Annotated in this window: 9 protein-coding genes and 1 tRNA gene; 4 read left to right on the forward strand and 6 right to left on the reverse strand. The window is 50.7% G+C overall.

The features are described from left to right. Positions 1-142: 142 nt before the first annotated feature. Positions 143-334 (reverse strand): helix-turn-helix domain-containing protein, encoded by a 192-nt coding sequence (locus ACI351_RS06125; protein ID WP_439734366.1) that lies wholly within the window; start codon positions 332-334, stop codon positions 143-145. Between the two features lie 313 nt (positions 335-647). Between ACI351_RS06125 and ACI351_RS06130 the strand changes: the two genes are divergently transcribed. Next, positions 648-1,307 carry a LexA family protein gene (locus ACI351_RS06130; RefSeq protein WP_439734368.1) on the forward strand — a complete coding sequence of 220 codons (660 nt, stop codon included), beginning with the start codon at positions 648-650 and terminating at the stop codon, positions 1,305-1,307. 42 nt (positions 1,308-1,349) lie between these two features. Further along, the gene (locus ACI351_RS06135) at positions 1,350-2,351 is read left to right on the forward strand and encodes a tyrosine-type recombinase/integrase (RefSeq protein WP_439734369.1); all 1,002 of its coding nucleotides are present in this window, start codon (positions 1,350-1,352) and stop codon (positions 2,349-2,351) included. A 38-nt stretch (positions 2,352-2,389) separates the two neighbouring features. Here the strand turns inward: ACI351_RS06135 and ACI351_RS06140 are convergent. Then, positions 2,390-2,463 (reverse strand) — tRNA-Arg (locus ACI351_RS06140). 5 nt (positions 2,464-2,468) lie between these two features. Then, a complete protein-coding gene (locus ACI351_RS06145; RefSeq protein ID WP_439734370.1) occupies positions 2,469-3,617 on the reverse strand; it encodes a sigma-70 family RNA polymerase sigma factor in 1,149 nt (382 codons plus the stop codon). A gap of 163 nt (positions 3,618-3,780) precedes the next feature. Here ACI351_RS06145 and ACI351_RS06150 point away from each other — a divergent pair, with 163 nt between their 5' ends. Then, positions 3,781-5,070 carry an MFS transporter gene (locus ACI351_RS06150; protein WP_439734371.1) on the forward strand — a complete coding sequence of 430 codons (1,290 nt, stop codon included), beginning with the start codon at positions 3,781-3,783 and terminating at the stop codon, positions 5,068-5,070. A gap of 2 nt (positions 5,071-5,072) precedes the next feature. Continuing rightward, on the forward strand, positions 5,073-7,751 hold the full coding sequence (locus tag ACI351_RS06155) for a 4-alpha-glucanotransferase (RefSeq protein ID WP_439734372.1): 2,679 nt from the start codon (positions 5,073-5,075) through the stop codon (positions 7,749-7,751). Between the two features lie 119 nt (positions 7,752-7,870). On the opposite strand, the gene ACI351_RS06160 is transcribed toward ACI351_RS06155, so the two are convergent. The 3 genes from ACI351_RS06160 to ACI351_RS06170 all read right to left on the reverse strand — a co-directional run. Beyond that, positions 7,871-9,475: an acyl-CoA carboxylase subunit beta gene (locus ACI351_RS06160; protein ID WP_439734373.1), complete on the reverse strand. Its 1,605-nt coding sequence runs from the start codon at positions 9,473-9,475 to the stop codon at positions 7,871-7,873. Positions 9,476-9,521: 46 nt separating this feature from the next. Then, complete coding sequence (locus tag ACI351_RS06165) at positions 9,522-10,163, reverse strand: 4'-phosphopantetheinyl transferase family protein (RefSeq protein WP_439734374.1); 642 nt, start codon at positions 10,161-10,163, stop codon at positions 9,522-9,524. A 9-nt stretch (positions 10,164-10,172) separates the two neighbouring features. Further along, the coding region (locus tag ACI351_RS06170) for an SDR family NAD(P)-dependent oxidoreductase (protein ID WP_439734375.1) at positions 10,173-14,282 on the reverse strand (4,110 nt) is incomplete at its 5' end.

Consider the following 14,282-nt stretch of genomic DNA (forward strand, 5'->3'; position numbering starts at 1 on the left):
CGATACCCCTAAAAATTCGCGTCAAACGCATTTATAAAAAGTAGGGTTAGTAGAACGCTTCCTGCAATCCCTACGACCACCGCGCTTGCGGTGTGCCATTCTTCCGGTGTTGTTAATGTGTGCCAAAAGTCCTTAATAAAACTCATAAGTCCCCCTCTTTCAGCCCCATGTATCGGGCCACTACGCTTTTCAAAAAAACCCATTTTCTGTGCCCTTTGGGGCGGACCGACGGGATTTGTCCGGCGGCGGCTAACTCTTGCACTCTGCGGGGAGAGATGTCTAGCAGTTGTGCTACTTCTTTAGTGCTCATCACTTTGGTTCGGTTATCGCGCATAAACTCCCTTATGTACTCTTAAAGTGGTTAAATATGGTAAAATAAAACCGATAGCGCTTAAACCTCGGCAAAAGGTGGCTGGTGGCCTACGCTATCGGTGCATCCTACTTTAGAACTGCTGTATTCCTCCGCCCGCAAGGGGCGTAAGAAAGAGATTTTTAAAAGTTGGATGCTGGGGCTTTTTATGCCCCCCGCTTCAAACATTTTTTGCCGTTGTTTGCGCGGGTTTCATTTGGCTTGCGCCTTGCTAAACATATTCTAACTAAATGATTAGTATATGTCAAGTATTATTTTGTTGTGAGGTTTTACGACGATGAACGATAAAAATTCTATAGGAGAAAAAATAAGAAAAGCAATAAAAGAAGCGGGTTTAACGCAGCAAAACCTAGCGGATAAGTTAGGAATTACTAATCCTGTAGTTAATGTTTGGATTCAAGGTCGGCGCATTCCCAATATTGAGAACTTAAAAAAAATCGCGGTTGCAACGGGGAAACCATATTCTTGGTTCATAAATGAAGACGACGAGTTTGTTCCGGCTGTGAAAGCGGTTCCGCTTACGCCGAATAATACCGTCACGTTGCCCATTTTGGCTGATGTGCCGGCTGGCTTGCCGGAATACTCCGACCGCGATGTTGAGATGTTTGTAGACATCCCGCGTTGGTTGTTTCCCGGCGGAGACTTTGTTGTCAAATGTATAGGCGACTCGCTGGAACCGGAAATTCGCAAGGGCGACTATTGCGTAATTCGCAAAATGTCAGAACCGCTTGATTGCAAACCTATGCTCGTGAAAACGGACAGCGGTATTTGTATGAAGGTGATTCGGAAAGGTAAAGACGGCCGTGTTTGGCTTTGCTCTCTAAACCCAAAGTATAAGCCGTTCGTGTCCGAGACATTAACGATCATCGGCCTTATTCTCGGCCGCTGGAACAGAACCGACCGAGATTCCTTCCGCATTGAAATCCCAGAACAATAAAAAAGCAGGAGCCGTACCGTCCGGTTCCTGCCTTCTTTTCTTATGCACATCTATACCGACAAAAGAACCGGCATTAAATATGTATCTTACACCGACCCGTCCGGTCGGCGTGTGCGCCGTTCTTTGGGTACCCGCAATAAAAGCGTCGCCACGGTAAAAATAAGCGAAGTAATCGATAATCAAAAAGCCGCGGATAGCGCAAAAGTCCCGCTGGTTGTTTTTTTGGAAAGGTACCGCGCGTTCCTTGCGGCCACGCGCAAACCGGACACTGCCGCTCATTTTGAACTAGGCCTTAAAAAGTTACTTGCATTTAAATCAGATCTTGAGTTTTTAAATGAAATCACGCCGGCGCTCTTGGACGAGTGCGCTATTTTTTTGAAGTCAAAAATAAAAAGCCCCAACGCTCCGGGGCTTAATCGTGCTATTCGCGCTATCAAAACTGCCATGCGGCAGGCCGAGTTTTGGGATTTAATTCCTCCGCAAAACTGGCGCAAGGTTTCCAAATTCAAAGAAAGTAAAGGCCGGGTAGAGTTTCATACCCCCGCGGAAATAAAACAAATTCTAAAGTGTTTTAACGCGGATTGGCAGTTGGTTGTTTTGCTTGGCTGCCGTGCTGGCTTGCGTCGCGGAGAAATGGCGGCATTGAAGTGGGAAGATGTGGACTTCAAAAATAATCAAATCTATGTCGCGCCAAACAAAACCGAAAAGCACCGGTACATTCCGCTTGCCGCGGATTTGCGCTCGGCCCTCGTTGCTGCGAAGAAAAAAACAAAAGGTGTCTGGGTTGTTTCGGTTGGCGTTAACCGGGAAAGTAAATATTTTTTAAGCAAGTATTACGAAAACGAAACGGCCGCATTGCCGTTCCGTTGCCACCTGCACAAGTTGCGCCATACATTTGCATCGCACCTTGTTCAAGCCGGCGTTGATTTGTACCGCGTTTCAAAACTGCTAGGACATAGCAGTATTCAAATGACCGAAATCTACGCGCACCTTGCGCCTGCTGATTTGTCGGTCGCTATCCAAAAACTCCCAACGATTAAATAATTTGTCAGCATATTTGTCAGCATACCGACGAGAAAATTTACCCCCGGCGGGAGTTGAACTCGCAACCTCTTCCTTAGGACGGAATCGCTCTATCCAATTGAGCTACGGGGGCGTAAATTATTTGTTTTTTTTGGAGGAAGGCTTTTTAGCGGTTTTCTTCGATTCGTATTTCGCCGCCGGCTTGGAAACGGATTTTTTGCCGGACGTTTTTTTAGCCGGCGTTTCCTCCGTTTTGCTCTTCGCCTCCGAAGCTTTCCCCTTTTTAGAGGACGCTTTTTTCGGCTTATCGGGCGAACCGAACGCTTCGCGCGTTTGTTTTAACAATTTATCCAAAAAGCTCTTTCCTTCGGCCTCGCCCAAAATGTTCGTTTTTACGCGGGGCTGCATCGCACTATGCAACTTGCGCGTGCGGAAATCTTCCGCAGAAGGCTCCAAAAGTCCGCTTTTTAGCGCTTCGCGGCGCAGCGTACCAATCGCACGCTCCTCAATTTGACGCACACGTTCGCGGGACAAACCCAAAATTTCGGCTACCTCGCCAAGCGTTTTCGGTTCATTATCATCAAGTCCGTAACGCATAATCAGGATTTGGCGATCGCGGTCGTTTAAATCTTCCATACTTTTTTTAAGGCTTTGTTGGCTTTCGTTCTTAACGAAAACGTCGTGCGGATTGCCTTTTCCGTCGTCGCTGATTAAATCCTCCAGCGTGGTTTCGTCTTCTTCGTGTACCAAAGAAGCCAAGGAATCCACGCCTTTGGCGGCGCTGAGCGTATCTATAATCGATTTTACCTGCCGCGCAGACAAATTCAATTCCTTCGCCATTTCGTTTAGGGACGGGTCACGCCCGTTGGCTTCTTTCAGCTCATTCCACGCGCGGAACCACTTTTTCAAGTTTCCCCAAGCGTGCGACGGAATTTTGATAGATCCGGACTGCTCTTCAATATATTTGCGGATGTACTGTTCAATCCAATACACGGCATACGTGGAAAAACGGTAACCTTTTTCGGGTTCAAATTTATCAATCGCTTGCAAGAGGCCGAGGTTTCCTTCTTCAATTAAATCCATTAATTCCATACCGGGACGCTGGAAACGCTTTGCCGTCGGGATGACCAACCGCAAGTTTATCTCCATAATTTTGTTTTTGGCGTCCTGGTCGCCTTGTTTGGCAAGCTTCCACAATCGGGCGTTTTCTTCACGGTCAATATCTTTTGTGATTTTGCCCAAGTGTTTAAAATACTCGTTGACGCTGTCTAAAGAGTCGTTTTCCATATATAATATGATATCAAACTTTGCGTTTTCGCTCCAGCGCGTTTTCATAGAAAATACTTCCGCACCGCCAAATAAATAGTGTTATAATGGGAAGTAGCAGCATCTTAATCAACACAGAGGAAATATGACAACCCAGAGACCTCCCAAGACGTTTTTACAAATTATGTATATGTGTTTAGGCTTTTTCGGCATCCAGTTTGGCTGGGCGCTGCAAATGGGCAATATGAGCGCAATTTATTCGCGCCTTGGTGCCAGAGAGGATCAAATTCCCCTCTTATGGCTGGCCGCCCCCGTAACAGGACTGCTCGTACAGCCGCTCGTCGGTTATTACAGCGACCGCACGTGGTGCCGATTGGGAAGAAGACGTCCGTACTTTTTGGGCGGTGCTATTTTTGCTATGATTGCGCTTATTTTAATGCCGCAAGCGTCGGCGATTTGGATGGCTGTCATCGCTTTATGGATTTTAGATACTTCTGTCAACGTCAGTATGGAACCCTTCCGCGCGTTCGTGGGCGATTTACTGCCCGAACCCCAGCGCAAAACCGGCTACGCAATGCAAAGCGTTATGATTGGCGCAGGCGCGGTAATCGCTTCGTTCCTGCCGCAGATTTTAACGGCACTCGGCGTCAGCACCGAGGCCCCCTTAGGGCACATTCCCAACACGGTTAAATACTCGTTTTACATCGGTGCGGCCGTGCTGATTGCCGCAATTTTAGCCACCGTCAAAACCACGCCCGAATATCCCCCCGCGGATATGGAAGCATTTAATCGCTTAAAAAAACAATCTTTTAGTGCGCTTAAAACGATTAAAGAAATGGGTCAAGCTTTTATGACTATGCCGTCCACTATGCGCCGTCTTGCTGTCGTACAATTCTTCACTTGGGCTGCATTTATGGTAATGTGGGTATATTTTACGCCCGGTATCGCCTCCGCCGTGTTCCACGCCGCGCCTGGTACCGCCGCTTACGAAACCGCCGCCAACTGGGGCAGTTCCTGCTTTGGCATTTACAACGGTACGGCGTTCGTGTTCGCGTTTGCGCTTTTGTGGCTGACCACCAAATTTTCCGCCAAAGCGATTCACATTGTCTGCTTGACCATTGGCGGCATTGGGCTTGGCTCGCTCGGTCTCACGCTTTTTGGCGTAGAATTTACTAAAACGGGGCTTATCTTCCCTATGGTGTGCATTGGCATTGCGTGGAGCAGTATTTTATCTATGCCCTATGCTATACTTTCCAACGCGCTGCCTGCTGAAAAAATGGGCTTTTATATGGGGGTGTTTAACTTCTTTATCGTTATTCCGCAAATTTGCGTAAACTTATTCTTTGGCCCGTTTATGAAACACGTACTCGGCTCCAGCGCTATCGCCGCCGTCGGCGTGGGCGGAATCAGCCTGTTTATCGCCGCCGCGTTTACGCTTTGGGTGCACGACCATAAAACCGCCGCGCGGGAGTAATTATGAAACTGACTTTTCAACTTTCCTATCGAACGGTCTGGGGCGAAAATCTCCACGCTGTTCTGTACCGCGCCAGAGCAAGAGCCAACGAACGTAAAATCAATATCCCCCTCTCAACGCAGGACGGGCAAATATGGCAAGGAGAAATCCAACTGCTTTTAAAAGAGCCGCTTACGCTACATTATCATTACGAGGTCCGCTCCGGCCGCAGCACTTTGCGCCGTGAATGGCAAGCCGTTCCGCGCACGCTGGAAATCAATCCCTCCGCCGCAAACTACTTTTTGTGCGACAGCTGGCGCGATCTGCCAACCGAATCTTGGCTGTATTCTTCTGCCTTTACGGACGTATTCCGCCCGCGCAAACACGTATATAAAACGCTTCCGTTGTTTGAACGTACTGTCATCTTACGTGCACAAACGGCCCGTCCGGAACCCGACGAAACATTATTTATCTGCGGCGCACCGGAAATGCTGGGCCGCTGGAATCCGGCAAAAGCACTCCCTTTAACGGAAGGCGAGCACAACGAATGGAGCCTTGCGCTCAATGCCGAACAGCTGCGTTTTCCGTTTGAATACAAATTTATCGTAAAAAGCAAAGACGGCGCGGTATCTTGGGAAAGCGGCCCCAACCGCACTTTGGACGTTCCTTCCTTGGCTGCGGGGGACGCGTGGGTAAAAGCAGATCTGCGCCCCACATTCGATTGGAAAACACCATTCCGCGCCGCCGGTGTGGTACTGCCCGTATTTGCCCTGCGATCGCAAGATGGATGGGGTGCGGGTGACTTTGGAGACCTGGAAAAATTGACTGACTGGGCGGCGCAAACGGGTCAAAAAGTCATTCAAATTCTGCCAATTAACGATACCACGCTTACGCACTCTTGGCGCGATTCTTATCCTTATAACGCCGTATCGGTCTACGCGTTTCACCCCCTGTATGCGGACGCGCGTCAACTTCCGCCGCTTGATAAAAAAGCGGAGCAGCAGTTTGAAGCACAACGCAAAAAGATAAACATGTTGGACCAAATTGATTACGAAGCCGCCACCCGTTTAAAATTAAAACGATTGCGCGACGCGTTCAAACAACACGGTGAGAAAACGCTTGCCTCCGCAGAATTTAAAAACTTTTTTGGAGAAAGTGCCCACTGGCTTCCTGCCTACGCTATGTTCTGCGTATTGCGGGACCGCTACCAAACAGCCGATTTTACGGCGTGGCCGGAGCACGGAAGCTTTTCACCGCAGGAGCTTAAACAATTTACGGCACCTACATCGCCCGACATATCAGAAATTAACTTTTGGTATTATGTGCAATTTATCCTGCATACGCAGTTGCTAAAAGCCACGCGCCGCGCACGGGAAAAAGGCGTTATTCTAAAAGGAGATATTCCGATTGGTATTTCCCCCAACAGCGTGGAAGCTTGGACGGAAAAAGCTTATTTTAATTTGAACGCACAAGCCGGTGCCCCGCCGGACGACTTTTCCGCCACCGGCCAAAACTGGGGATTTCCCACCTATAACTGGGACGTAATGGCCCAAGACGGTTACCGTTGGTGGAGACGCCGCTTTACCCATATGGCACGCTATTTTGACGCATACCGAATTGACCACGTGCTCGGATTTTTCCGCATTTGGGAAATTCCGGCGCATAGTGTGCAAGGCCTTTTGGGACAGTTTACCCCCGCATTACCTATGAATCGTGAAGAAATCCAGCGCTACGGGCTGACGTTTAAAGAGGATTTTTTAAAACCATATATTTCCGAAGAATACCTAACGGAAAAATTCGGCGATTTGGCCGAAGAAGCCAAACAACGCTTCTTAATACCCGCCGGAAACAGCCGTTTTGCCCTACGACGGGAATACGACTCCCAACGCAAAATAGAATCAGCTTTAGAAGGGAAAAATGACGAAAAGACAAACGCCTTGCGAAGCGGGCTTTATTCTCTTGTATCCAATGTGCTTTTTGTGCCGGACCGCACGGACTTAAACAAATTTCATCCGCGCATTTCCGCACTGTCGGACGGTGCGTTTGCCGCGCTTTCCGCGACGGAAAAAGAAGCATTCGTTCGGTTATATAACGATTATTTCTTCCGCCGTCACAATGAGTTTTGGAAGCACGAAGCTCTCCAGAAATTGCCCCCGCTCATTCAAAGCACGCGGCTATTGTGCTGTGCCGAAGATCTGGGAATGATACCTGACTCGGTGCCCGAAGTGATGCAACAACTTCAAATGCTCAGCTTAGAAATTGAACGTATGCCAAAACGACTGGGAGAAACCTTCGCAGACACCAAGCATTATCCGTATCTTTCCGTCGCCACACCGTCCACGCACGATATGTCCGTCATACGCGGCTGGTGGAAAGAATCGCCCGAAATAACGCAAAAATTCTACAACAGCGTATTAGAACGAGAAGGCGGCGCACCAGCGGAAGCGGACGGAAAAATCTGCGAAGAAATCGTCCGCCTGCATTTAGAAAGCCCGTCTATGCTGGCGCTGTTGTCGTTTCAAGACTGGACGTCTATGGACGAAAAACTGCGCAGAATGGATGCGGACGGGGAACGTATTAACATTCCCGCCAACCCGCGCCATTACTGGCGTTACCGTATGCACATAACGCTCGAAGAATTAAAGCAAGCCGACGCATTTAACGATAAAGTAAAACGTATGACTTTAGAAAGTGGCCGATAAACCCATTACCAAAACGCCCTGAACAACTTCATCCGGGGCGTTTTCTTTAGACAGCAAGAACGGGCAGAAAAATACTTTCTGCCCGTTCTGCCAATTATAGAATACTAACAGGCGTTATGTTACAACGGTATGTTCCCTTTGTGCGGATTATTCTTCGGGTTGCGCTTGTCTTTGAGCACCTGAAACGCACGGATAATTTTGGTACGCGCATCAGCAGGCTCAATGATTTCATCAATAGACCCGTTAGAAGCCGCTTGATAAGGGGAAGCAAATTTGTCGGAGTATTCCTGCGTCATTTTCTGCTTCAGCTCTTCTTTTTTGGCTTCGTCGGTTTCTTTTTTCAAATCGCGCGAATACAAAATTTCCACCGCGCCGCGCGGCCCCATAACGGCGATCTCTGCGCTGGGGAAAGCAAAGTTAAAATCCCCACGCAAGTATTTAGAACCCATAGCAATATACGCGCCGCCGTACGCTTTGCGAAGGACGAGCGTTACTTTCGGAATAGACGCTTCGGAATATGCGTACAACAGTTTCGCGCCGTGGCGAATGATACCGCCGTGCTCCTGTTCCACCCCGGGCAGATAGCCGCCGGTATCGACCAGCGTTAAAAGAGGAATATTGAAAGCATTTAAAAAACGGATAAAACGCGCAGCTTTGTCGCTGGCGTCGCAATCAAGCGCGCCACCCATACAAGCTGGATTGTTGGCCACTACGCCCACCACCTGTCCGCCCATACGGATAAACCCCGTCACTACATTCTTGGCGAAATTTTGATGAATTTCAAAAAAAGCAAAATCATCCGCCAAACGCCAGATGACGTGATGAATACGAAACGCTTTTTTAGGATCCATCGCGCAAATGCTTTCCAGCACCGGCACGGAACGGCCGACTAAATCGCTCGTCGTATCAAGCGGAGGTTTCTCCTCGCAGTTTTGCGGCAGGAAGGATAACAATTCGCGCACTTGGCGGAAGCAATCCTGTTCGGACTTAGCGACAAATTGGCACACGCCGCTTTTTTCGCTGTGGGGCTGGGAGCCGCCAAGCGTATCAAAATCCACCTCTTCGCCGGTGGCGGCTTTTACCGCGCCCGGACCGGTGATGAACATGTGGCTGATGCCTTCCACCATAAAAATAAAATCAGTCAAGGCCGGAGAATACGCCGCCCCACCCGCACAGGGCCCTAAAATAACAGAAATCTGAGGAATTACACCGGACGCTTTTACGTTGCGGTAGAAAATTTCGCCGTAACCGTTTAAGCTGTCCACCCCTTCCTGTATGCGTGCGCCGCCGGAGTCAAACAAACCGATGACCGGAATTTTGGCTTCTATTGCGCGGTCCATCAGCGCAGCGATTTTCTGTGCGTGCGCCAATCCCAAGGATCCGCCCAGCTGTGTAAAATCCTGTGCAAAAAGCGCCACTTCGCGTCCGTTAATACGGCCGAAACCGGTAATTACGCCGTCGCCTTTGATGTGTTTATCTTTAATGCCGAAATCGCTGCAAGAGCTTTCCATTAAACTTTTGATTTCAAAAAAGCTGTCTTTATCAAGCAAATAAGAAATACGTTCGCGGGCGGTCATCTTGCCTTTGTCTTTCTGGGCTTTGATGCGCGCCTCGCCGGCGCCTTTTAAGGCGTCTTGGGAAATTTGTCTAAACTTAACCAAGCTGGCCGGAGCGGGTTGGTCCGACGGCTTGTCCAGTCTGGGGTCCTCAAAAAGTTCTATCATACTCCCTCCGAAATCCGTATATTTCTATTTTACTAAATATATGTGCTTAACGTCCGCCGGAAACTCTGTTTCCATATGCGGCGGAAAACATAAAGCCGGAAATAAGTTCGCACGTGTGCACCGAAATTTCCGGCGCGCCGAGTGCACTATATGCATCCTGTGCGGAACCGAAAAACTGCGGGATTCCGTTTACGCACCGCACTTCGTAACTATTCAGCGAAAGGCCCGTTCCCAGTAGTTTTACAAGCGCTTCTTTCTGCGTCCAAAGCGCGGTTAAAAAAGCGTCGCTCCCGTCCGTCAATTCGGACGGATGAAAAAAATCCTTCGCCCACGCTTCTATGCGGTGTTCCGTTTTTTCCAAATCAATTCCCAAAAACTTGTTTGTCGTGCTGACAGCGGCGGCGGCATAGCCGCTGCTGTGCGTAATACTAAACGCTAAGTGACACGGATCTCCTCCAACCCATAAAACGGGTTTGCCGCTTTCGTGCGGCAATACTTCCACCTGACGCAAATCCGTTTTTCCAAAAACTTCGGCCGCCAGTTGCTTTAACGCAAATCTGCCCCCGAGCCATTCGGTACGCCGCTTGGGGAAACGGAGCGTTTCGTAAAACGCCCGTTCCCTCTCGCTTAAAATACCGTCGGCCGGAGGCAGACCGGATAAATCAACGACTTTTAATTGATAAGGCATTACGCCGCATTATTGGCCAATGGCCTGATACCCGTGGATTTCCACCCACACGTTGCCCTGCGCGTCGAACACGTAGGCGTCGTGCAGCGTTTTTCCGTCGGCAGTGGCGCCACGGTTTACGCCGTACAAGTACAGCTGGGCAGGCGGAACTTGGCGGTTGAATACGGCTACTTCGGCGATACCGTCGGGCAGCGTCATTTTATGTTCAATGCTCATATCCTGAAATCCGCAGCATTGGAACGCCGCTTCAATTAACATCGGATTAGCCAAGAGCGTGCGGGGCGCATCATTCCATTGGGGACGCGGTGTCGTGTTATACACGGCCAAAGAAGAATGTTTATCCACGCGGATGATACCGCCCAATACTTGGAAAGACGGACCGTGGAAGTATTTTTGATAAATTTCTTCTTTACTGACTGCATACGTTCCGGCAAGTCCGCTCATTGCTTCGGCTTTTACGCTTTCCCAATTAGAAGTAAACGTACCTAATGTTTTAGCGGTAAAGTGGCGGCGGGTGTTACCCATTTTTACGCCTTTGCTGTTGATGAAATCGGATTCGATTTCCATGGACGCTTCATTTCCGCTGGCTTTACCGATTACGCGCACGGCCTGCGGGCGGTTGCGCAAAAGTTTAATCGGCAGGTAGAAATGAACATCTTTAAGACCCTGCGGAACCTGCCCCAAAAGCGCGTTGGCGGTTTCCATAAAAGTTTCAATACCCATTACCCCGGGGACGTAAGGTGTACCTTCTATGGCGTGATCAGCTAGATACGGATCGGAATCCAAATTAAATTCTTTTTCCAAATGAATTTCCGAGCGTTCCTGCAAAGATGTTACATTTCCCAAAAAATGTTTGGCATTGGCCGCAGGTGCGGCGGATGCGGGTGCGGCTGGCGTTACGGCAGCGGCAGAGCCGGAACCGCCGTTCGCGTTGTCATCGCCGCCCTTGGGCGCGTTTTGCGCGCCCGTGGGGACGATTTCATCCATTTCCAAACGGTGCTGATGATCCCAGTCCAAGCGGCCCAAGGAACCCGTCAGAACGATTTCGGGCACGTTGCCGTACACGATTTCGTCCAAGAAGATCTGCATACCGTCTTCGGGGTCCACAAAGTCCACGCCGTTGGAGCGCAGGAAGGTTTCCACGCCGGCTCTTACGCCCATACCCACGTTTTTGTAGGCGCTCATAGCAATCGCGATGGCGCGGTAGCCTTGGTTGGTCAGCGAGAAGGCGGATTTAGCCAAATAGTCGTTGGCGGAGGCGTAGTCGCTCTGTCCCAAGTTGCCGTATTTGCCGGCAATGGAGGAAGCGAAAGCGAAGAAGCCTTTTTCGCGCACGATGTTGTTGGCCAAGAAGGACGCGAAGCTCGTCGCTTTTACGTCAAAGATACGGTAGTATTCCGCCGGATCTTTATCGTAAATCAGTTTGGAGCGTTCGAGACCAGCAAAGTGGATCAGTCCGTCCACGCGGCCGTTTTTGGCTTTAATCTTGGTGCAGACTTCTTTTACCATCGAGCTGTTAAGCACGTCGCAGTGATAGTATTCCACTTCGCTGCCCAACTCGCGCAGTTTCTGCAAGTTGTTGTAGAGCGTAATGGAATCTTTCACGCGGCCGAAAGCGCGTTCCAACAAGACGGGAGTGGCTTTCTGGGTCGGGTCCGCCTTTAAATCTTCCCAGATTTGTTTTTTGAGCGCGGCCAGTTCGGCTTCGTTCATCGTGGCCCAGAGGGGCGTTTTTTCCTGAATTTCGATAATATCCAAGACGATGATTTTGCTCTTGTACTGGGCAGCCAGTTTCTGCGACAGCATCGCGCCGATACCGCGGCCCGCCCCCGTAAAGATGACGGTTTTGCCCGTAAGGTCAAAGCGTTTCTGGCTGCGATCCAAGCGCACGGGAACAGACAGAATCGTGGAGCGTTCTCCGTTTAACGTACCGATCATCAGGCGCAGATCGCCGTGGAGCACTTCGTCCATCGTTTTCTGGGCCATTTCGTCCGGCGTGGCTGCAGGTTCAAAATCCAACAGTTTGGCAATCGCTCCGGTGCGTTCGTACACGTCTTTGCGGTAGCAGGTTACGCCGCCGCACAGCGCGCCGGAAATCGGGTTGAATTCTTCGCCCGTGGTATAGCCGAAGGTTCCGTCAATCTTGGTGTTGACGGCAAAGAACGTATCGGCGTCCGCGCGGTTGGAAAGACCTTTTTCAAATACGCGAAGCGCAATGAACAGCGGCATAACGTATTTGGTCAGTTCGGCGTGCGGGCTGGCTTTTTTATCAAATTTCTTAACGCTCGCCCCGAGCAGATACACGATACCTTGGATGTTCGGATCCTCGGCGGCGTATTCTTTCAAGGCCGCTTCAGTTTCTTCGTACGATTCCCAGTTTACGATCGTGGTGTTTTTGCTGCGGGTTTTGAGCGTGGTAAACACGTGGTATTTAACGCCCAGTTCTTTGCATTCTTCCGTATACGCTTTAATCAGCTGGGAATTGTCGGCAAAGATGAGGACCGTGCGGTCTTTGGACAGCCGTCTGTTTTCCCGTTCGGACAGCGGAGCCGGAGCCACCACCGTTACGCTACGCAGTTTTTTCTCGTGGCAATGTTCGCCCGCGTAACCTTCGCGTTCCGGACGCTCAGCCAGCGATTCGTGCAGTTTAATCGGCGCGGTAGGGTTGGTAGTCAGCATATCTTCGGACGGTTTTTCCACTTTATCCGCGGTGGGAACAGCTTCCTGCACCGTTGCCACGTGGATTTTGGGCAAACCGTTGTCCTGTTCCACTACCGCCGGCTGAGCCGGGGCTTGGGCGGCAGGCGCGGTTTCTGCGGCCGGAGCCGCCGCGGCCTGCGGGGCCACCGTGGCCTGCGCGGCAGGTTGGGCGGCAGGAGCCGGAGCAGCCACAGAAGCGGCGGATGCGGCACCCGCGTTATTCAAAACAAAGTTAATGCAGTGGCGGATCGTCGGGTAGTCTTTCAGCTGGATGCCTTCCTGCTGGGCGATACCATAATGTTCGCGCATCGCGGCAAACAATTCGGCTTGTTTGACCGTGTCGATACCAAGGTCGGCTTCCATATCCAGGTCGAGATCCAGCATGTCTTCGGGGTAACCCGTTTTTTCAGCGACCATCGCGACGACTTCTTTCGTTACCGTCGCTTCATCCAAAGCGGCGGCAGGTTTCGCGGCCACCGCGGCCTGCGGGGCCGCTACAGGAGCTACAACCGGCGCGGGCTGGGCAACCGGAGCTACCGTGGTCTGCGCGGCAGGTTGGGCGGCAGGAGCCGGAGCCACTACAGAAGCGGCGGATGCGGCACCCGCGTTATTCAAAACAAAGTTAATGCAGTGGCGGATCGTCGGGTAGTCTTTCAGCTGGATGCCTTCCTGCTGGGCGATACCATAATGTTCGCGCATCGCGGCAAACAATTCGGCTTGTTTGACCGTGTCGATACCAAGGTCGGCTTCCATATCCAGGTCGAGATCCAGCATGTCTTCGGGGTAACCCGTTTTTTCAGCGACCATCGCGACGACTTCTTTCGTTACCGTCGCTTCATCCAAAGCGGCGGCAGGTTTCGCGGCCACCGCGGCCTGCGGGGCCGCTACAGGAGCAGGCTGAGCTACAGGAACCGCAACCGTCGGAGTTACAGTCGGAACAGGTGCCGGTTGCACTGCCGGAGCAGAAGCTCCCGCATTAGAGAGTACAAATTTAATGCAGTGGCGGATCGTCGGATAGTCTTTGAGCTGGATACCTTCCTGCTGGGCGATACCATAATGTTCGCGCAGAGAAGCAAACAGTTCGGCTTGTTTGACCGTATCAATACCGAGGTCAGCTTCCATATCAAGATCAATATCAAGCATATCTTCGGGATAACCCGTTTTTTCGGCGACCATCGCGACGACTTCTTTCGTCACCGTCGCTTCATCCAAAGCGGCGGCAGGTTTCGCGGCCGCTACAGGAGCAGGCTGAGCTACAGGAACCGCAACCGTCGGAGTTACAGTCGGAACAGGTGCCGGTTGCACTGCCGGAGCAGAAGCTCCCGCATTGTTCAAAACAAATTTAATACAGTGGCGAATCGTCGGGTAGTCTTTCAGCTGGATACCGTCTTGCTGGGCGATACCATAATGTTCGCGCAG

The sequence above is a fragment of the Candidatus Avelusimicrobium sp. genome (assembly GCF_051874775.1).
GTDB lineage: Bacteria > Elusimicrobiota > Elusimicrobia > Elusimicrobiales > Elusimicrobiaceae > Avelusimicrobium.

Excerpts from the sequence above, each read along its gene's own strand:
- ACI351_RS06125 (WP_439734366.1), bottom strand. The coding sequence starts at position 334 with ATGCGCGATAACCGAACCAAAGTGATGAGCACTAAAGAAGTAGCACAA.
- ACI351_RS06130 (WP_439734368.1), top strand. The coding sequence starts at position 648 with ATGAACGATAAAAATTCTATAGGAGAAAAAATAAGAAAAGCAATAAAA.
- ACI351_RS06135 (WP_439734369.1), top strand. The coding sequence starts at position 1,350 with ATGCACATCTATACCGACAAAAGAACCGGCATTAAATATGTATCTTAC.
- ACI351_RS06145 (WP_439734370.1), bottom strand. The coding sequence starts at position 3,617 with ATGGAAAACGACTCTTTAGACAGCGTCAACGAGTATTTTAAACACTTG.
- ACI351_RS06150 (WP_439734371.1), top strand. The coding sequence starts at position 3,781 with ATGTATATGTGTTTAGGCTTTTTCGGCATCCAGTTTGGCTGGGCGCTG.
- ACI351_RS06155 (WP_439734372.1), top strand. The coding sequence starts at position 5,073 with ATGAAACTGACTTTTCAACTTTCCTATCGAACGGTCTGGGGCGAAAAT.
- ACI351_RS06160 (WP_439734373.1), bottom strand. The coding sequence starts at position 9,475 with ATGATAGAACTTTTTGAGGACCCCAGACTGGACAAGCCGTCGGACCAA.
- ACI351_RS06165 (WP_439734374.1), bottom strand. The coding sequence starts at position 10,163 with ATGCCTTATCAATTAAAAGTCGTTGATTTATCCGGTCTGCCTCCGGCC.